At 72.0% G+C, this 19,138-nt stretch carries 14 protein-coding genes; all 14 read left to right on the top strand.

Annotated features, from left to right (window positions below):
* Nucleotides 1–211 precede the first annotated feature (211 nt).
* The 14 genes from ACFY3I_RS19890 (at nucleotide 212) to ACFY3I_RS19825 (ending at nucleotide 19,112) form a co-directional block, all read left to right on the top strand.
* Entirely contained in the window at nucleotides 212–1,045 is an 834-nt protein-coding gene (locus ACFY3I_RS19890) for a hypothetical protein (protein ID WP_390861725.1), read from the top strand.
* A gap of 281 nt (nucleotides 1,046–1,326) precedes the next feature.
* A complete protein-coding gene (locus ACFY3I_RS19885; RefSeq protein WP_390861724.1) occupies nucleotides 1,327–2,538 on the top strand; it encodes an ROK family transcriptional regulator in 1,212 nt (403 codons plus the stop codon).
* Between the two features lie 94 nt (nucleotides 2,539–2,632).
* Nucleotides 2,633–3,976 carry an ABC transporter substrate-binding protein gene (locus ACFY3I_RS19880; RefSeq protein ID WP_390861723.1) on the top strand — a complete coding sequence of 448 codons (1,344 nt, stop codon included), beginning with the start codon at nucleotides 2,633–2,635 and terminating at the stop codon, nucleotides 3,974–3,976.
* A gap of 2 nt (nucleotides 3,977–3,978) precedes the next feature.
* Nucleotides 3,979–4,920, top strand: coding sequence for a sugar ABC transporter permease (locus ACFY3I_RS19875; RefSeq protein WP_365288935.1), 942 nt, complete (start codon nucleotides 3,979–3,981; stop codon nucleotides 4,918–4,920).
* Nucleotide 4,921: 1 nt separating this feature from the next.
* The gene (locus ACFY3I_RS19870; RefSeq protein ID WP_390861722.1) at nucleotides 4,922–5,818 is read left to right on the top strand and encodes a carbohydrate ABC transporter permease; all 897 of its coding nucleotides are present in this window, start codon (nucleotides 4,922–4,924) and stop codon (nucleotides 5,816–5,818) included.
* A 7-nt stretch (nucleotides 5,819–5,825) separates the two neighbouring features.
* Complete coding sequence (locus ACFY3I_RS19865; protein ID WP_390861721.1) at nucleotides 5,826–7,094, top strand: 6-phospho-beta-glucosidase; 1,269 nt, start codon at nucleotides 5,826–5,828, stop codon at nucleotides 7,092–7,094.
* A complete protein-coding gene (locus ACFY3I_RS19860; protein ID WP_390861720.1) occupies nucleotides 7,085–8,056 on the top strand; it encodes an N-acetylglucosamine kinase in 972 nt (323 codons plus the stop codon). Before ACFY3I_RS19865 ends, ACFY3I_RS19860 begins: the two co-directional genes overlap by 10 nt.
* 221 nt (nucleotides 8,057–8,277) lie before the next feature.
* The gene (locus ACFY3I_RS19855; RefSeq protein WP_390861719.1) at nucleotides 8,278–9,690 is read left to right on the top strand and encodes a hypothetical protein; all 1,413 of its coding nucleotides are present in this window, start codon (nucleotides 8,278–8,280) and stop codon (nucleotides 9,688–9,690) included.
* 29 nt (nucleotides 9,691–9,719) lie between these two features.
* Nucleotides 9,720–10,745: a glutamate ABC transporter substrate-binding protein gene (locus tag ACFY3I_RS19850; RefSeq protein ID WP_365288960.1), complete on the top strand. Its 1,026-nt coding sequence runs from the start codon at nucleotides 9,720–9,722 to the stop codon at nucleotides 10,743–10,745.
* Nucleotides 10,746–10,792: 47 nt separating this feature from the next.
* A complete protein-coding gene (locus ACFY3I_RS19845; RefSeq protein WP_390861718.1) occupies nucleotides 10,793–12,124 on the top strand; it encodes a hypothetical protein in 1,332 nt (443 codons plus the stop codon).
* A 23-nt stretch (nucleotides 12,125–12,147) separates the two neighbouring features.
* Nucleotides 12,148–14,658: a tetratricopeptide repeat protein gene (locus ACFY3I_RS19840; RefSeq protein WP_390861788.1), complete on the top strand. Its 2,511-nt coding sequence runs from the start codon at nucleotides 12,148–12,150 to the stop codon at nucleotides 14,656–14,658.
* Nucleotides 14,659–16,044: a PP2C family serine/threonine-protein phosphatase gene (locus ACFY3I_RS19835; RefSeq protein ID WP_390861717.1), complete on the top strand. Its 1,386-nt coding sequence runs from the start codon at nucleotides 14,659–14,661 to the stop codon at nucleotides 16,042–16,044. It begins immediately after the preceding gene.
* Between the two features lie 124 nt (nucleotides 16,045–16,168).
* Nucleotides 16,169–17,509 carry a VWA domain-containing protein gene (locus ACFY3I_RS19830; protein WP_390861716.1) on the top strand — a complete coding sequence of 447 codons (1,341 nt, stop codon included), beginning with the start codon at nucleotides 16,169–16,171 and terminating at the stop codon, nucleotides 17,507–17,509.
* Nucleotides 17,510–17,591: 82 nt separating this feature from the next.
* Nucleotides 17,592–19,112 carry an FHA domain-containing protein gene (locus ACFY3I_RS19825; RefSeq protein ID WP_390861715.1) on the top strand — a complete coding sequence of 507 codons (1,521 nt, stop codon included), beginning with the start codon at nucleotides 17,592–17,594 and terminating at the stop codon, nucleotides 19,110–19,112.
* The last annotated feature ends 26 nt before the right edge of the window (nucleotides 19,113–19,138 follow it).

The following is a 19,138-nucleotide window of genomic DNA, read 5'->3' as shown; positions in this document are numbered from 1 at the left end:
AGGAAGCCGTACCGGCAGCCCGTTTGACCAGGGGTGACGGAGATCGTGACGGAGTCGTGATCATGGCCTGGGGTCCCGGTGCGGGACCAGGCGTCTTCACAGGTCCCCCGCATTCTCCACGTGTCCCGCGGTGTCCTACTGTCGCTCCACCACAGGGACCTTGATCTGGAGCGCGAAGCCGCCCGGGGACCCGTGGCGAATGTGGGGAAAGATGAGAAAGCTCGCCATAGGCGCCGCCCTGTCCGGCGCCCTGGCCCTGGCCGGTGTCGCGGCGCCCGCCGCCTCGGCGGCGCCGAGCACGCCCGACCTGAAGTTCACCGACATCAAGGTGAACAACGGCAAGGCCATCGTGGTCGGCACCACCAAGACGGTGAGCGCGCCGGTGACGTACACGCTGACCCGGCCCGTGGACACGGACGTGGACGGCGACTCGACGTTCACCGGTGTGGTCCTCTACCGCGGCACCCTGAAGAAGCTGGCCAACATCGTCGGTCCCGACGACCTGCCCACCTGCACGACGACGGCGACGACGGACACGACCGTCACCGCGAGCTGCTCCGAGAAGATCGTCATCTCCCCGAGGGGCGACCTGTTCGAGGCCGCCGACGCCGGCACCTGGAAGGTCGGCGGCTTCTACAGCTACATGGACGGCACCGTCTCGGACGACTTCGTCAGCAGCAACACGGGTTCCGCGATCTGGGGCAACCTCGGCACGGCCACCGTGCGGCGCGAGGCCAGGCTGACCGCCGACGCCTCTCCGGAGCCGGTGGCCAAGGGGAAGACGATCACCGTCCGGGGCAAGCTGACCCGCGCCGACTGGGACGCGTCCGCGTTCAAGGGCTACCAGGGCCAGAAGGCCGTCCTGCAGTTCCGTCCCGAGGGCGGCAGGACGTACACGAACGTCAAGGGCATCACCTCCGGCACCGGCGGCACCCTGTCCACCACCGTGAAGGCGTCGAAGAGCGGCTACTACCGCTTCGTCTTCGCCGGTACGGCGACCACCGCGGCGGCGACCGCCACGGGTGACTTCATCAAGGTCAAGTAGCACTCGCGGCCGCTTCGCCACAAGGGCCCGTCCGGTCGTCCGGACGGGCCCTTCGCGTGTCCGAGCCCAGGTAACGAGTGGGTTGCCGCGCAGTCGGGCTATTGACGCTCCCCCGTCGGCGGCTTACGTTTTCCAGCCAACAGGAAACTTTCCTAACAGTGATCATGGATGATCGGTCCTGGTCGGTGATCCCGGCACGTGCTCCCGGCGTGTCACCCGGGTGGACCGATCGCCCGGATCACTGGGAAACTGAGCGGCTGGAAAGGCAGGTGTCGAACCGCATGGCAGGAACCACAGGCACGCCGGGCACCCCGCGCGTACTCCGTGCCATGAACGACCGCGCCGCACTGGACCTGCTGCTGGAGCACGGCCCGCTGTCGCGCACCCGGATCGGCAAGCTCACCGGCCTCTCCAAGCCGACCGCCTCGCAGCTGCTGGCCCGCCTGGAGGCGGCCGGGCTGGTGCTCGCGACCGGCACGAGCGAGGGCCGGCCGGGCCCCAACGCCCAGCTGTACTCGGTGAATCCGGCCGCCGCCTACGCCGCGGGCCTCGACGTCAACCCGGGCCGGATCCGGGCCGCCGTCGCCGACGTCACCGGCCGCACCGTCGGCGAGTACGAACTGCCCACTCCGGGACGGCGGTCGGGCCAGTCCGTCGTACGACAGGTCACCGACGCCCTCGACGGCGCCGTGAAGGCGGCCGGGCTGGCCCGGGCCGACGTCCGGCGGCTGGTCATCGGCACACCCGGCGCCTTCGACCCCAACACCGGCCGGCTGCGCTACGCCTCGCACCTGCCCGGCTGGCACTCCCCCGCGCTGCTCGACGAACTCGCCGCCGCCCTGCCGATGCCCGTCGAGTACGAGAACGACGTCAACCTCGTCGCCATCGCCGAGCAACGGCTCGGCGCGGCCCGCGGCCACGGCGACTTCGTCCTGCTGTGGAACGAGGAGGGCCTCGGCGCCGCCCTGGTCCTCGGCGGCCGGCTGCACCGCGGCTGGACCGGCGGCGCCGGCGAGGTCGGCTTCCTGCCGGTGCCGGGCACCCCGCTGGTCCGCCAGGTCACCAAGGCCAACAGCGGCGGCTACCAGGAGCTCGCCGGCGCCCAGTCGCTGCCCCTGCTGGCCGGCACGCTCGGCATCGGGGACCTGCCGGCCGGGTCGTACTCCGAGACGGCCGCCGCGCTCGTCGCCCGCGCCGCCGATCACGGCAGCGGGCCGCACCACGAACTGCTCCGGACCTACGCGACCCGCCTCGCCACCGGTCTCGCCTCCCTCGTGTCCGTCCTCGATCCCGAACTCGTCGTCCTCAGCGGCACCGTCCTGACCGCCGGCGGCGAGGTGCTGCGCGCCCTGGTCCAGGCGGAGCTGGGGGAACTGGCGGCCGCCCGGCCGCGGCTCGTCGTCGGCGACGTCCAGGAACACCCCGTGCTGCGCGGCGCGCTGGAGAGCGCGCTCGCGACCACTCGTGACGAGGTCTTCGACACCTCGCGCTGACCCGCACCAGACCCCGCACCGGCCCCTCAGCCCCGCACCGCTCAACCCCCCGCACCGTCCCCTTCCGCACCGCCCGCCCTTGGGAGACCTTGCCATGCCCATATCCTCAACCGCCCGAAAGACGGCTTTTGCCCTCACCGCCCTGACCAGTTCGCTCGCCCTGCTCACCGCCTGTACCGGCCAGTCCTCCTCGGGCGCCGACGACGACGCCTCGGCCGACACCACCATCAACTTCTGGCACGCCTGGAGCGCGCCGAGCGAGGTCAAGGCGGTCGACGCGCTGATCGCGGGCTTCGAGAAGGCGCACCCCAACATCCACGTCAACGTCGTCGGCAACATGACGGACGACAAGATGAACCAGGCGCTGCGCACCGGCGGCGACAAGGCCCCGGACGTCATCTCGTCGTTCACCACCAACAGTGTGGGCAAGTTCTGCGACTCGGGCGCGCTGGTCGACCTCAACCCCTTCTTCAAGAAGTCGGACATCGACCCGCGGACGACGTTCCCGAAGGCGATGAACGAGTACACCCAGTTCGAGGGCAACCGCTGCTCGGTGCCGCTGCTCGGGGACGCCTACGGCCTCTATTACAACAAGACGGCGTTCAAGAAGGCCGGCATCACCAGCCCGCCGAAGACCTGGTCCGAATTCCAGTCCGACGCCAAGAAACTGACGATCGCGCAGGGCGACAGCTTCAAGCAGCTCGGTTTCATGCCGGACTACCACGGCTGGGAGACCACGACCGAGCACTACCTCGGGCAGTTCTCGCCGACGTACTTCGACAGCAAGGGCAAGTCGAACGTCGCCAAGGACCCGGCCTTCGAGAAGTCCTTCACCCTCCAGAAGCAGCTCGTCGACGCGCTCGGCGGCTACAAGAAACTGGAGACGTTCCGCGCCACCCTCGGCGACGAGTGGGGCCCCAAGCACCCCTTCCAGACCGGTCAGGTCGCCATGCAGCTCGACGGCGAGTGGCGCCTGGGCATGGCCCTGGACGCCAAGCCGAAGTTCGACATCGGCGTCGCGCCGATGCCGGTCCCCGACGACCAGGCGGCCCAGTACGGCAAGGGCTACATCACCGGCACCATCGCCGGCATCGCCGCGACCAGCAAGAAGCAGAACGCGGCCTGGGAGTTCGTGAAGTACATCAGCACCGACACGGACGCGGTGGTGGAGTTCTCCAACGCCATCCACAACGTGCCGTCCACGCTGGCCGCCCTGAAGTCGCCGAAGCTGAAGTACGACCCGCGGTTCAAGACGTTCCTGGACATCGCCGCGAACCCCGACTCCACTACGGCGCCCGCCTCCGTCAACGGCGGTGTGTACCTGACGACCGTCCAGCAGCTCGGCTACGACTACGAGAGCGGCAAGGTCACCGACCTGAAGGCGGGCCTGAAGCAGGCCGCCGCGCAGATCGACACGGACATCGCGCAGGCGAAGTAGCGATGAGCACGATCACACTGGCGTCGAAGCGCCGTAAGGCGGCGCTTCGCAATCTCGCCTTCATGTCGCCCTGGCTGATCGGTTTCGCGGTCTTCTTCGCGTACCCGCTGATCTCGACGGTCTACTTCTCGTTCATGCACTACGACGGCTTCAAACCGGCGACGTGGAGCGGCACGAAGAACTGGACGTACGTCTTCGAGCACTATCCCTACTTCTGGCCCGCGATGCGCAACACCCTGTGGCTCGTGGTCGTGATGGTCTCGCTCCGGGTCGTCTTCGGCCTCGGCATCGGCATGCTCATCACGAAGATCAAGACGGGTACGGGCGTCTTCCGCACCCTCTTCTACCTGCCCTACCTGGCCCCGCCGGTCGCGGCCACCATGGCCTTCGCCTTCCTCCTCAACCCCGGTACGGGCCCGGTCAACTCCATCCTGGAGAAGGTCGGCATCCCGGCCCCGGGCTGGTTCAACGACCCCACCTGGTCCAAGCCGGCCCTCACCCTGCTGGCGCTGTGGGGCATCGGCGACCTGATGGTCATCTTCATGGCCGCGCTGCTCGACGTGCCGGCCGAGCAGTACGAGGCGGCGGAGCTGGACGGCGCCTCGGCGTGGCAGCGGTTCCGGTACGTGACGCTGCCGAACATCTCGCCGATCGTGATGTTCGCGGTCGTCACGGGTGTCATCCAGACGATGCAGTACTACACACAGCCGCTGATCGCCGGAAAGGTCGCCTCGGGCGTGATCCAGGGCGCCGGTACGCAGTTCGAGCCCGGTTATCCGGAGAAGTCGACGCTCACCCTGCCCCAGCTCGTCTACAACCTCGGATTCCAGCGCTTCGACTACGGCTCGGCGTGCGTGGTCGCGCTCGTCCTCTTCGTCCTGTCCATGGTGTTCACCGCGTTCCTGATGCGGCGCCGGGGCGGTCTCATCCAGGCAGGTGACTGACATGGCACAGGTACTGGACCGGCCGGTGGACGTGACCCCGCGGCCGGCGTCGCCGGCCGAGCGCACCGCCCGCCGCAAGGCGCTGCTGAACTGGGTGGCGGTCCACTCCCTCGGCATCGCCGCCGCCCTCTTCTTCACCCTCCCCTTCGTGTTCGTCTTCCTGACCTCGCTGATGAGCGACAGCCAGGCGCTCAGCCGGGACCTGATCCCGCACACCTGGGAGTGGGGCAACTACCGCAAGGTCTTCGACACCCCGGGCTTTCTGACCTGGTGGCGGAACACGCTGGTCTACGCCGGTCTGGGCACCGTCCTGACCGTCGTCTCCTCGCTGCCGGTGGCGTACGCGCTCGCGAAGTTCCGCTTCCGGGGCCGCGATCTCTCGCTCATGCTGGTGATCTCGATGATGATGCTGCCACCGCAGGTGATCATCATCCCGATGTACCTGTTCTGGGCGAAGCAGCTGGGCCTGTCCGGCACCCTGTGGCCGCTGATCGTGCCGATGGCGTTCGGTGACGCGTTCTCCATCTTCCTGCTCCGCCAGTTCCTGACGACGATCCCCAACGAGTACCTGGACGCGGCGCGGGTGGACGGCTGCGGGGACCTGCGCACCCTGCTGCGGGTGGTGGTCCCGATGGCGAAGCCGGGCATCGCCGCCGTCGCCCTCTTCCAGTTCTTCTACGCCTGGAACGACTACTTCGGACCCCAGATCTACGCCTCGGAGAACCCGGGCGCCTGGACGCTGTCCTACGGCCTGGAGTCGTTCAAGGGCATGCACCACACCGACTGGAATCTCACCATGGCCGCGACCGTACTGGTCATGGCTCCCGTGATCCTCGTGTTCTTCTTCGCCCAGAAGGCGTTCGTCGAGGGCGTCACGCTCACCGGAGTGAAGGGTTAACCCACGTATGAAACTCACTGTGGTCGGCGGAGGCTCGACCTACACCCCCGAACTCATCGACGGCTTCGCGCGGCTCAGGGACACCCTGCCCATCGAGGAACTGGTCCTGGTGGACCCGGCCGCCGACCGCCTGGAACTGGTGGGCGGCCTGGCCCGCCGGATCTTCGCCAAGCAGGGCCACGGCGGCCGCATCGTCACCACCTCGGACCTGGACGCCGGGGTCGAGGGCGCCGACGCGGTGCTGCTCCAGCTGCGCGTGGGCGGCCAGGCGGCCCGGCAGCAGGACGAGACCTGGCCGCTGGAGTGCGGCTGCATCGGGCAGGAGACGACCGGCGCCGGCGGTCTCGCCAAGGCGCTGCGGACCGTGCCCGTCGTCCTGGACATCGCCGAACGCGTCCGCCGGGCCAACCCGAACGCCTGGATCATCGACTTCACCAACCCGGTGGGGATCGTGACCCGCGCCCTGCTGCAGGCCGGGCACCGGGCGGTCGGGCTGTGCAACGTGGCGATCGGCTTCCAGCGGAAGTTCGCGAACCTGCTCGGGGTCACGCCCTCCGAGGTCCACCTGGACCACCTCGGCCTCAACCACCTCACCTGGGAGACGGCGGTCCGCCTCGGCGGCCCCGAGGGCGAGAACGTACTGCCCAAACTGCTCGGCGAGCACGGCGACACCATCGCCGCCGACCTGAAGCTGCCGCCCGCCCTCCTGGACCGCCTGGGCGGCGTCATCCCCTCGTACTACCTGCGCTACTACTACGCGCACGACGAGGTCGTACGGGAGCTGGGCACCAAGCCGTCGCGGGCCGCCGAAGTGGCCGCGATGGAGAAGCAGCTGCTGGAGATGTACGGCGACCCGTCGCTCGACGAGAAGCCGGAGCTGCTCGCCAAGCGGGGCGGCGCCTACTACTCGGAGGCGGCGGTGGACCTGGCGGCGGCGCTGCTCGGCGGCGCCGGCAACCCGTACCAGGTGGTGAACACCTACAACGGCGGCACGCTCCCCTTCCTGCCCGACGACGCGGTGATCGAGGTGCAGGCGGCGGTCGGCACGGGCGGCCCCGTGCCGTTGTCCGTCCCGGACGTCGACCCGCTCTTCGCCGGCCTGGTGGCGAACGTGACGGCGTACGAGGAACTCGCCCTGGAGGCGGCGCTGCGCGGCGGCCGGGACCGGGTCTTCCGGGCCCTGCTCTCGCACCCCCTCGTCGGCCAGTACGAGTACGCCGAGGCCCTGACCGACAAGCTGATCGCGCACAACCGGGAGCACCTCGCGTGGGCCTGACCGCAAGTGTCCTCGCCATCGACGCGGGCAACAGCAAGACCGACGTCGCGGTGGTGGCGGCGGACGGCGAGGTCCTCGCCACGGCCCGCGGGGGTGGCTTCCGGCCGCCGGTGGTGGGCGTGGAGCAGGCCGTGGACGAGGTCGCGGCGGCGGTCACCGAGGCGTACGCCGCCGCCGGTGTCACCTCCGCCGGCCATGTCTCCGCCTGCCTCGCCAACGCCGACCTCCCCGTGGAGGAGGAGCAGTTGGCCGCCGCGCTGGCCGCCCGCGGCTGGGGCGGTTCGGTGACCGTCCGCAACGACACCTTCGCCATCCTGCGGGCGGGCGTGGCCGAGCCCCGGGGCGTCGCCGTGGTCTGCGGCGCGGGCATCAACTGCGTCGGCATGCGCCCCGACGGCCGCACCGCCCGCTTCCCCGCGATAGGGCGCATCTCCGGTGACTGGGGCGGCGGCTGGGGGCTGGCCGAGGAGGCGCTGTGGCACGCGGCGCGCGCGGAGGACGGACGCGGCGAGGCGACCGCCCTGGTCGACACCCTCCCGGCGCACTTCGGGCTGACGTCCATGTACGCGCTGATCGAGGCGCTGCACCTGGAGCACGTCGAGCACGGCCGCCGGCACGAGCTGACGCCGGTGCTGTTCGCGACGGCGGCCGGGGGCGACCCGATCGCCCGCTCGGTGGTGGACCGTCTGGCCCAGGAGGTCGCGACGATGGCCACGGTCGCCCTGACCCGCCTCGACCTGCTGGACGAGGAGACGCCGGTGCTGCTGGGCGGCGGCGTGCTGACCGGCGGTCACCCGCAACTGGACGACGGCGTACGCGAACTGCTGGCGGCACGCGCGCCCAAGGCGGTACCGAGGGTGGTACGGGCGCGGCCGGTGCTGGGGGCGGCGCTGCTGGGGCTGGACGCGGTGGGCGCGCGGGCGCCTGTGCAGGAGAGGGCGCGGGCGTACTTCGAGGGGTGACCCGGGGTGCGGCGGCTGGGGGAGGAACCGCGCGGCCGGCCCCCACCGGCCCGCGCCCCGAACGCGACCGCACAACCCCTCCGGAACCGAACCGATTCCCCCGGCGTATTCATGGGCAGGGGTTCCGCTGCGATCGGATCAAGATCCCGTGACGGCCGGTGCCGAATGTCAGTCCGGGCGGCGATACTGGGCGGCGACCGGATGACCATGGGGGAGGTCGAGTGACACACCCGCCGACGACGAGCGCGGCACCACCGGGCGCGGGCATCGTCGTGCCCGCGCAGCGGACCGGCTCCCCCGTACCCGGGGCGACGCCGCCGCGCCGCAGCGCCTTCGTGGAGGGCGTCAGGCAGGTGCGTGCCGCCGTCACCACCGAGCCCGGCCGGCTCCGCCTCATCGGCGCCGTGTTGGCGGCCCTGATCGTCGCCTTCGGCGCGGTCACCGCCTGGCAGATGACCGACCGCGCGGCCGCCGCCGACGACGTGCTGCACCGCAGCCAGCCGCTCAGTTCGGGCTCGGCGGACATCTACCGGTCGCTGGCGGACGCCAACACGGCCGCCTCCAGCGGGTTCCTGGCGGGCGGTCAGGAGACGACGGCCTCCCGCGCCAGGTACGAGGCGGACATCCGCACCGCCGCCGCCAAGCTGGTCACCGCCGCCGCGAACTCCGAGCCCGGCTCCCCCTCCGAGGCGGCCGTGGCGAAGCTGAACAAGCTGCTCCCGGAGTACAAGGGGCTCGTCGAGCGGGCCGGCGTCTACAACCGGCAGGGCTACCCGGTCGGCGGCGCCTACCTGCGGTACGCGAACGAGAAGATGGAGAAGGAGATGCTCCCGGCGGCGGAGGATCTCTACACCAAGGAGAACGCCCGGCTGTCCTCGGACTACGCGGACGCGACCCCGTACCCGTGGGCGGCGATAGCCCTCGGTCTCCTCGCCCTCCTCGCGCTCGGCTGGGCGCAGCTGCGCCACTACCGCCGTACCAACCGCGTACTCAACCACGGTCTGGTCGCGGCCTCCGCGGCCACCGTCGTCACCCTGCTGTGGCTGGTCGTCGGCCACGCCTTCGCGCGGGCCGGCCTGGACGACTCCTACGACCACGGCGTCCGTTCGCTGAACGTGCTGCACGACGCCCGCATCGCCTCCCTGAAGGCCCGGGGGAACGAGAACCTCAGCCTGGTCTCGCGGGGCGCGGAGACGGTCACGGTCGACGGGCAGACCTACGACGCCTACTACTACGACTTCGACCAGGACATGGACGCTCTCGGCAAGGGCCTCGCCCGGGCCGCGGCGCTCGCGGACGACGCGGCGGGCAGCAGGCCCGTGCAGGCGGCCGAGGGCAACATGAAGGTGTGGAAGGAGCGGCACGCCGACGCCCGCACCGAGGACGAGAACGGCGACTACCAGGCGGCGCTGGACAAGGTGATAGGGGCCAAGGGCGCGACCGGCGAGTGTTTCGACAGCGTCGACGCGAACCTGAAGAATGCTCTGGCCCACGAGGAGGGCGAGTTCCGGGAGCGGGCCACCGACGGCCGGGACGCGATGTCCGGGCTGCCGATCGGTGCCGCCATGCTGGGTGTGGCGGCGGCCTCCGGGGCGCTGTTCGGTATCGGGCGCAGGCTTTCGGAGTACCGGTGAGAGGGGGCGTGGCGGTGTTCGTGCGGAGGATGCGGGCCTCCCTGCGCGGCTGGGGCGGCGTGGGCGCGATGGCGGTCGGCTGCGCTCTGGCGCTGGCGTTCGTCCTGCTGCTGCCCCTCACCCAGTCCGCGGGGCGGAGCGGGACGGGCCGGGGGCTCGGCGGTCCGGGGCTGGCCACGGCCGACCCGGCGAAGGCCGACAGCTGCGTCGACTCCCGGGCCCAGGACGAGACCTGGTCGCCGTCGGGCGCGGACGGCCCGACGATCGACGCCATCAAGGCCCGTACCGGCGCCAAGCGGAAGCTGATCGTCGGCATCGACCAGAACAGCTACCGCTGGGGCTACCGCAACCCGAACAACTCGGGTGCGGAGCTGGAGGGTTTCGACATCGACCTGGTGCACCGGATCGCCCAGGACATCCTCGGCGATCCGGACGCGGTGCAGTTCAAGGCGATCCCGACCAGCCAGCGGATCCCGGCGATCAAGGACGGCCGGGTCGACATGGTGGTCCGCACCATGACCATCAACTGCGACCGGCTGAAGGACGTGGCGTTCTCCGCGCCGTACTTCAAGACCGGCCAGCAGGTGCTGGCGTCCAAGTCGTCGCCGATCACGGGCTACGACGACTCGCTCGCGCACAAGAGGATCTGCACGGCGGCCGGTTCGACGGCGTACGCCAAGCTGGACGCGGACGAGAAGTCCGGGAAGCTGCCCGCCTCGGCCGACATCTCCGCCACCGTGCCCAACCAACTCGACTGTCTGGTGCGGCTGCAGCTCGGTGAGGCCGACGCGGTGGTCACCGACGGCGCGCTGGCCGCGAGCCAGGCCGCGCAGGACCCGACGGTCGAGCTGAAGGGTGCCGCGTTCACCACCGAGTACTACGGCGTGGCGATGAAACAGGGCGCGACCGATCTGGTACGCCGGGTCAACCAGATCCTGGTCGGCTACCGGTCCGACGGCTGGCAGGCGTCGTACGACAAATGGTTGTCGGCGACACTGGGAACGGACTCGGCGGCGTCGAAACCGCCCACGCCGCAGTACCTGCGCACCAGCTGACCCGCATCCGCGGGGCCCAGCCCCGACGAGCAAGCGAGAGGTGATCGATGGGCGTCACGGACCCCGCCGGGCCGGTGATGGACCGGGACGAGGTGGACCGTGCGCTGGCGCGGCTCGGCGCGGAGCACGAGGCGATCGAGACCTCGCTGCTCGCCCTGCAGGACCACGCGGGCCGCAGGCTCCTGGAGGGCGCCGAACTCACCGGGACGACCCGGGAGCGGTGGGTGTCCGCCGACGCCTCGATCACCCTGCTGTGGGCCTACTTCGACGCCTACACGGACGCCCTGCGCTCCGCCCGCGAGATCAGGTCGCGGCGCCGCTGGTCCAGCCGCGAGGACCTGGTGGAGCTGACCGAGCTGCTGCGCGGCGAGTCGGTGACGGTCGCGGGCAGCGCCACGGCCGCCGCGAACGCGCCGACGCTGCTGTCGGCGGCTGGCCGGCTCACCGAGCGCTTCTCGCTGGAGACCCTGGTCGACCGGATGAACGAGCTGTACGCGACCTCGCTGGACATGGTCGTCACCGCCGACGCGGTGTGGTCGGCGCTGCCCGCGCGGATCGATTTACTCGCCGCCGAGCTGCAGCGCACCCGCACGCTGGCGCACTCGGTGGGGGTGCGTCCGGGCGAGCACCCCTCGGGCGACGACCTGGAGCGGATCACCCGGATACTGACGAGGCTGCGTGCGGACGTGGTCTCGGACCCGCTGGCCTTCTGGGTTCCGGCGCAGGGCAGTTCGGCGCCGGGCGGCGGCCGCCCGGACACCGGGGCCTACGACCGTCAGGCGCGGGCGCTGGAGGAGGTCCGGCGGGAGATCGACGCCGTGCTGACGGTCCGGCAGGACGCGGAGGCCCGCCTGATCACCCTGCGGGACGTACTGTCCCGCGCGGACCGCACCCTCGCCGAGGCGCGCACCGCGCGCGGCGAGGTGCTGGCGAAGATCGCGGCGACCGAGGTGCCGGTGGTCAGCGGTCCGCCGACCGCGCTGCAGGAGCAGCTGGCGACGGCCGCGGAGTACCGCAGGACGGCCCAGTGGCACCGGCTGTCGCCGCTCCTGGAGTCCCTGGAGCAGAAGGCGGAGGACGAACTGCTGCGCGCCCGCGAGTCGTTGACGGCGGTCACCGCGCCGCTGGCGGTACGCGCGGAGCTGCGCGGCCGGCTGGACGCGTACAAGGCGAAGGTGGCGCGGCACGGGCTGGCGGAGGACCCGTTCCTGATCGAACGGTACGACGCGGCCCGGCGGATGCTGTGGAGCGCGCCCTGCGACCTGCGGGTCGCGGAGCAGGCGGTGCTGCGCTACCAGCAGGCGGCGGCCGAGGCGCTGGGCGCGCCGCGGGTGCCGCAGCAGAGCGGTCCCGAGGACCGGAGGGGACCCGGAGCGTGAGCGACAAGGGGGATGCGACGGCGATGAGCCAGGCGGGACAGACGTGCCAGCGGCCGGACTGCGAGGGCACGTACGAGGACGTCGGCGACGGCGAGCTGTACTGCGACACCTGCGGTCTGGCCCCGGTCGTCTCGGCGGGGGGGATGGTCGGGTCGCCGCCCACCGGGGTCACGGCCGGCGGCCGGGATTCGGCGAGCAGCGCGAGCGCACGCTCCACCGGCCGCAGTTCGCGTACGTCCTCGCAGTCGTCGAAGTCACGGCGCTCGGTCTCCGGGCGGCTCTCGCGGTCCCTGTCGGGCGGGTCCACGGGCCGTTCGGTGTCGGTGCGCAGCTCCGGTTCGTCGACCAGCGGGTCGGGGCGCAGCCGGCTGGGCGCGGGGCTGGTCACGGTGCCGCAGGTGCCGAAGCCCGATCCCCGCGAGATGGTCCTGGAGAACCCGGAGGTGCCCGAGCGGAAGCGGTTCTGCTCGCGCTCGGACTGCGGGGCTCCGGTCGGCCGGGCCCGTGGCGAGCGGCCCGGGCGGACCGAGGGGTTCTGCACCAAGTGCGGCAACCCGTACTCGTTCGTGCCCAAGCTGAAGGGCGGGGACGTCGTGCACGGCCAGTACGAGGTCGTGGGCTGCATCGCGCACGGCGGCCTGGGCTGGATCTACCTCGCGGTGGACCGGGCGGTGTCCGACCGCTGGGTGGTGCTCAAGGGCCTGCTGGACACCGGCGACCAGGACGCGATGGCGGCCGCGATCTCCGAGCGGCGGTTCCTCGCGGAGATCGAGCACGCCAACATCGTCCGGATCTACAACTTCGTGGAGCATCTGGACCAGCGCACCGGCTCGCTCGACGGCTACATCGTCATGGAGTACGTCGGCGGCAAGTCCCTCAAGGAGATCGCCAACGACCGGCGCACCCCGGAGGGCCGCCGCGACCCGCTGCCGGTGGAACAGGCCTGCGCCTACGGCATCGAGGCCCTGGAGGCCCTCGGTCATCTGCACAGCCGCAACCTGCTGTACTGCGACTTCAAGGTCGACAACGCCATCCAGACCGAGGACCAGCTCAAGCTGATCGACATGGGCGCGGTGCGCCGCATGGACGACGACGAGTCGGCGATCTACGGCACGGTCGGCTACCAGGCCCCCGAGGTCGCCGAGGTCGGCCCGTCGGTCGCCTCCGACCTGTACACGGTCGGCCGTACCCTCGCGGTCCTCACGTTCGACTTCCAGGGCTACACGACCGTCTTCGTGGACTCGCTGCCCGACCCGGACAACATCGAGGTGTTCCGGAGCTACGAGTCCTTCTACCGGCTGCTGGTGCGGGCCACCGATCCCGACCCGGCCCGCCGGTTCGCCTCCGCGCAGGAGATGGCCGAGCAGCTGACGGGCGTGCTGCGCGAGGTGGTGTCGGTGCAGACCGGCAAGGCCCGGCCCGCGCTGTCGACGCTGTTCGGACCCGAGGTCAAGGTCACCGACACCGAGCTGTTCCCGAAGCTGGACGGGGACGTGTCCCGGCTGGGGGCGCGGGCGGTGGCCTCCAGATCGCTCGCCCTGGAGCCACCGGGCGCGGCCGACGGCGGCGTCCCGGTCTCCCGGACCCTGGTACGGCCCGTCCCCGTGCCGGCCGTCGCGCTCGCCCTGCCGGTCCCGATGGTCGACCCGAACGATTCGAACGCCGGTTTCCTGGCGGGCCTCACCACCTCGGGGGCGGGCGAGGTCAGCCTGCTCAGCGCGCTGGCGTCGGCACCGGCTCAGACGGTCGAGACCCGGCTGCGCCAGATCCGCGCCCGGCTGGAGAACGGCGACTTCGAGGCCGCGCTGATGACGCTCGGCCAGTTGGAGGACGAGCATCCCGACGACTGGCGGGTGGTCTGGTACCGGGGCGTGTCCGCCCTGGTCACCGGTGACCACGAGGGCGCGGCGCTGGCCTTCGACGCGATCTACGACGCCTTCCCGGGCGAGACCACGCCGAAGCTGGCGCTCGGCCTGTGCGCGGAGGTGCTGGGCCAGCTGGACAACGCGGCCGAGTACTACCGGCTGGTGTGGGCGACCGACCCGGGCTTCGTCAGCTCCGCGTTCGGGCTGGCCCGGGTGCAGCTGGCGGCCGGGGACCGGCGGGGCGCGGTGCGTACCCTGGAATCGGTGCCGGAGGCGTCGATCCACTACACGGCGGCCCGGGTGGCGGCCGTGCGGTCGCGGCTGCGGCACCGGGCCGGGACGCCCGACGACACGCCCTTCCTGGACGATCTGACGGCCGCGGCCGGGCAGATCGAGGCGCTGGACGCGTACGGTCTGGATCCGGCGCGGCGCGAGCAGTTGTCGGCGGAAGTCCTCGGCTGCGCGCTGGACTGGATACTCTCCGGAGGCCAGGACATCCAGCCCGTCGTCGGCGGCCGGATGCTGCTCGGCAGCGGTCTGGACGAGCGGGGCCTCCGTTTCGGCCTGGAACGCTCGTACCGGACGCTGGCCAGGCTGGCGACCGGCGGTGAGGAGAGGATCGACCTGGTGGAACGGGCCAACCGTTACCGCCCCCGGACGTGGGTGTAGTTGATGTCGCAGATGCCCCAGCAGACCGCACCGGCGAAGTGCCCGAGCTGCGCGGAGCCGCTCGAATCGGGTGACCTGTTCTGCGGTGCGTGCGGGTACGACCTGTCGGCCGTGCCCGCCGCCCCGCAGGACCACCCGACCCTCACCATGGGCGCCTCCGGCGTGGCCTGGCCACCGCCCGAGCCGCAGGGCTCCGACCCGTCGGCGGCCCCGCACCTGCCCACGGATCTGCCCGGCACGGACTCGGGCGGCAAGGCCCTGCCGGGCGGGCCGGCGCACGGGTCGGCGGCGCACGGATCGGCACCACAGGGTTCGGCACCACAGGGTTCGGCGCCGCACGGTTCGCCCGTGCCGCCGGCCTCCGGGGTGCGTTTCGACCGCCCGCCGAGTCCCGACGACGACTACGCGCTGCAGGCGCCCGACCCGCGGGTGGCCGCCTCGGCCGCGGAGAGCGCCGAGACCACCGAGCTGCCGAAGGTGTGCGTGGCCTGCCGGGCGGGCCGGGTCGACGACGACGGCTACTGCGAGAACTGCGGGCACGCCCAGCCGCGCGAACGCGACCACATGGAGCAGGAGGCGGGACCGGTGGCCGCCGTCAGCGACCGCGGGCTGCGCCACCACCGCAACGAGGACGCGTTCGCCCTCGGCCACGCCGCACTGCCCGACAACGCCCCGGCGGTGTTCGCGGTGGTCTGCGACGGCGTCTCCTCGGCGACCCGCCCGGACGAGGCCTCCCTGGCCGCCTCCCGGGCCGCGAGCGAGTCCCTGCTGGCCGCGCTGCCTCAGGGCACCCATCCGCAGGCGGCGATGCACGAGGCGATCGTCGCGGCCTCCCAGGCCGTCAACGCCCTCGCCGAGGAGCCCCCGGCGGCCCGCGAGCACACCCCGCACCAGAACGCCCCGGCGTGCACGATCGTCGCCTCGATCGTCACCGCGGGCCTGCTGGTGGTCGGCTGGGTCGGCGACAGCCGCGCCTACTGGGTGCCGGTGGACCGCGACGCACCGCCGGCCCGGCTCACCGAGGACGACTCCTGGGCCGCGCAGATGGTGGCCGCGGGACTGATGAGCGAGGCCGAGGCGTACGCCGACGAGCGGGCCCACGCCATCACCGGCTGGCTCGGCGCGGACGCCTACGAACTGGAGCCGCACACCGCTTCCTTCAAGCCGGACCGGCCCGGTGTGGTGGTGGTGTGCACGGACGGCCTGTGGAACTACGCGGAGTCGGCCGAGGAGATGTCCGAGGCCGTGCCGGCCGACGCGGCCACCCGTCCGCTGCACGCGGCCCGGGTCCTGGTCGGCCACGCCCTGGACGGCGGGGGCCACGACAACGTAACAGTGGCTCTGCTCCCGTTCCCGGCACCGCCGCAGGGGGCAGGATCCGCCTGAGGCCGCCGCAAAACGGCCGTAAACGGGAGCGCGACGCACGAGGCAGTACCCGCGGACCGGAGGGGACCGGTCCGCACACCGTCAGCACCCACCACGCGTGGGGTGGAGGGGGACCAGAGCAGTCATGGCCAATTTCTCGAAGTCGAACGTGCCGCAGTTCTCGGTGGACGTCTACCAGAACGAGTACCTGCCGGACGGCGGCCGTGAGGTCAACGCGATCGTCACGGTGACGTCGACCGGCGGCGGCACGGTGGGGAGCGCGGCCGGCGCGTCGTACGCACCGGGGCAGGGGCCCGCCGCGGGGGTGGTGATCATGGTCGACTGCTCGGGCTCGATGGACTACCCGCCGACCAAGATGCGCAACGCCCGGGACGCCACGGCGGCCGCGATCGACACCCTGCGCGACGGCACCCACTTCGCGGTCGTCGGCGGCACGCACGTCGCCAAGGAGGTCTACCCGGGCGGCGGGCGGCTCGCGGTGGCCGACCGCACCACCCGGGAGCAGGCCAAGCAGGCGCTGCGCCGGCTGAGCGCGGGCGGCGGCACGGCGATCGGGACCTGGCTGCGGCTGGCCGACCGGCTGCTGTCCTCGGCGGACGTCTCGATCCGGCACGGCATCCTGCTCACCGACGGCCGCAACGAGCACGAGGCGCCGGAGGACCTCAGGGCCGCCCTGGACTCCTGCGCCGGACGGTTCACCTGTGACGCCCGCGGTGTGGGCACCGACTGGGAAGTGAAAGAAGTCACAGGGATAGCCTCCGCGCTCCTCGGCACCGCCGACATCGTCGCCGACCCCGCGCACCTGGCGGCCGACTTCACGCGGATGATGGAGACGGCCATGGGCAAGGAGGTCGCGGACGTCGCGCTGCGGCTGTGGACCCCGGTCGGCACGACCATCAAGTTCGTCAAGCAAGTGGCTCCGAGGGTCGAGGAGTTGACCGGCCGCCGTACCGAGGCCGGGCCGCGCGCCGGGGACTACCCGACCGGCTCCTGGGGCGACGAGTCCCGGGACTACCACGTCTGCGTGGAGGTCCCCACAGCCGGCCTGGGACAGGAAATGCTCGCCGCCCGGGTGTCGTTGGTCGTTCCACAGCCCGACGGCAGCGCCCAGAACCTGGGCGCGCAGGGTCTGGTCAGGGCGGTGTGGACGGACGACATGGTCGCCTCGACCTCCATCAACCCCCAAGTCGCCCACTACACCGGCCAGGCCGAACTGGCACAGGCCATCCAACAAGGGCTGGATCTTCGCAAAGCGGGCGATATGGATGGAGCAACGGCCAAACTGGGCCGGGCCGTTCAGCTCGCCAGTGCCTCCGGGAACGCGGATACTGCGAAACTGCTTGCGAAGGTGGTGGACGTGGTGGACGCCGCGACAGGTACTGTGCGATTGAAGGCGAAGGTCGCGGAGGCCGACGAGATGACTCTCGAAACACGGTCCACAAAGACTGTTCGTGTAAAGAAGTGACCTAGCAGCACACGCGGGACACCCAGACAGGCTCAGGACGAACCTGGCAGAGGACGAACCTGACAGAGAGGTAACCACCGACATGCCGACCTGCCCGAACGGACACCAGTCGGGTTCCGACGACTGGTGCGAGGTGTGCGGTCACCGCATGGCCGGTGCCGTACCTCCGCCGCCCCCGCCGACCGCCGGCGGCTACGGCTTCCCGCCGCCCGGGCCCGGGGCCCAGGCCGGCGGCCGCCATCTGTCCGCCGTGCCGAACGCGCACGAGCCGGAGCTGTGCCCGCAGTGCCGTACCCCCCGGGAGGGCGGCGCGCCCTTCTGCGAGGAGTGCCGCTGGAACTTCCTGACCAACACCGCCACCTCGTACACCCCGGCCGCCCCGCGCCCGCCCGCGGGCGGCGGCCCGGCGGCGCCGACCTTCCGGCCGCCCACCCCGCCGTCGTACGGCGGCAACACCGACTCGTACGAGTACCAGGGTTCGCGTCCCTCCCAGATGAACCGCCCCGCGGAACCGATCCCGTCCTTCGGCAGCGAGCCCTCGGGGCCGACGCCGTTCGCGAACGAGCGCGGCGCGGGCCCGTCGGGTCCGCCCGGACCTCCGGCGTTCGGCGGCGACCGCGGCCAGTCCGGGCCTCCCGGGTTCGGCGGCGAGCGGGGTCAGTCCTCACCGCCGCCCTTCGGCGGCGAGCGGGGCCAGTCCGGCCCCCCGGCGTTCGGCGGTGACCGCGGCCAGTCCTCACCGCCGCCCTTCGGCGGCGAGCGGGGCCCCTCGGGCCCGCCCCCGGCGTTCGGCGGCGGTCCGGGCCAGAACACCGGCGGCCCGTCCGCCTTCGGCAACGCCCCCGGCGCCGGCCCGGCCGCCGGCCCCTTCACCCGTGACCCCTCCGGCGCTCCTGGCGGCGGCCCGTTCGGCGGCGACCCGTCCCGGTCGCCGGTTCCGCCGCAGCCCGGCGGCCCCGGCGCGACCACCGGCGGCCCCGGAGCGTTCCAGCAGTCGGCTCCGCCCGCACCGCCCGGATTCCCGCAGGAGACCGGCAGGCCCCCGGCCGGCGGGCCGTCCTTCGGCGACGACGACTGGGTGATCTCCCCGCCGGCGGGCGGTCCCGGCGCGCCCGGCGCCCAGGGCCCCAACGGCTACGGCTACCCGCAGCCCGGCGCCCCCGCCGGTCCCGGTTTCCCGCAGGCCCCCCAGGGCCCGGCGACCTGGACGGCGACGATCGGCCCGGACCGCGAGTACTTCATGGCGATGATGCAGCGCTCGGGCCCGGAGGCGGCCGGCCTCAACCTGCCCGCCTACTCCCCCGAGCAGCAGCGCACCCTCGCCGGCAACCAGGTCACCATCGGCCGCCGCCGGCACTCCACCGGTGACACCCCCGACATCGACCTGGCCGTGCCGCCGGAGGACCCGGGCGTCTCGCACCAGCACGCGGTCCTGGTCCAGCAGCCGGACGGCAGCTGGGCGGTCGTCGACCAGAACTCGACGAACGGCACGACGGTGAACGGCGGCGAGGAACCGATCCAGCCGTTCGTCCCGGTGCCGCTCCAGGACGGGGACCGGGTGCACGTGGGCGCCTGGACGACGATCACCGTGCGACGGGGCTGACCCCGAACACCCGCAGCGAGAAGCCG

Origin of the sequence: Streptomyces sp. NPDC001068, assembly GCF_042897315.1 — a bacterium.
Classification (GTDB): domain Bacteria; phylum Actinomycetota; class Actinomycetes; order Streptomycetales; family Streptomycetaceae; genus Streptomyces.
This window is presented reverse-complemented; position numbering and strand designations above follow the sequence as displayed.

Bases quoted from the DNA above. Each gene is read 5' to 3' on its own strand.
- ACFY3I_RS19890 (WP_390861725.1), top strand. From the start codon at position 212: ATGAGAAAGCTCGCCATAGGCGCCGCCCTGTCCGGCGCCCTGGCCCTG.
- ACFY3I_RS19850 (WP_365288960.1), top strand. From the start codon at position 9,720: ATGCGGGCCTCCCTGCGCGGCTGGGGCGGCGTGGGCGCGATGGCGGTC.
- ACFY3I_RS19875 (WP_365288935.1), top strand. From the start codon at position 3,979: ATGAGCACGATCACACTGGCGTCGAAGCGCCGTAAGGCGGCGCTTCGC.
- ACFY3I_RS19885 (WP_390861724.1), top strand. From the start codon at position 1,327: ATGGCAGGAACCACAGGCACGCCGGGCACCCCGCGCGTACTCCGTGCC.
- ACFY3I_RS19870 (WP_390861722.1), top strand. From the start codon at position 4,922: ATGGCACAGGTACTGGACCGGCCGGTGGACGTGACCCCGCGGCCGGCG.
- ACFY3I_RS19865 (WP_390861721.1), top strand. From the start codon at position 5,826: ATGAAACTCACTGTGGTCGGCGGAGGCTCGACCTACACCCCCGAACTC.
- ACFY3I_RS19845 (WP_390861718.1), top strand. From the start codon at position 10,793: ATGGGCGTCACGGACCCCGCCGGGCCGGTGATGGACCGGGACGAGGTG.
- ACFY3I_RS19840 (WP_390861788.1), top strand. From the start codon at position 12,148: ATGAGCCAGGCGGGACAGACGTGCCAGCGGCCGGACTGCGAGGGCACG.
- ACFY3I_RS19880 (WP_390861723.1), top strand. From the start codon at position 2,633: ATGCCCATATCCTCAACCGCCCGAAAGACGGCTTTTGCCCTCACCGCC.
- ACFY3I_RS19825 (WP_390861715.1), top strand. From the start codon at position 17,592: ATGCCGACCTGCCCGAACGGACACCAGTCGGGTTCCGACGACTGGTGC.
- ACFY3I_RS19830 (WP_390861716.1), top strand. From the start codon at position 16,169: ATGGCCAATTTCTCGAAGTCGAACGTGCCGCAGTTCTCGGTGGACGTC.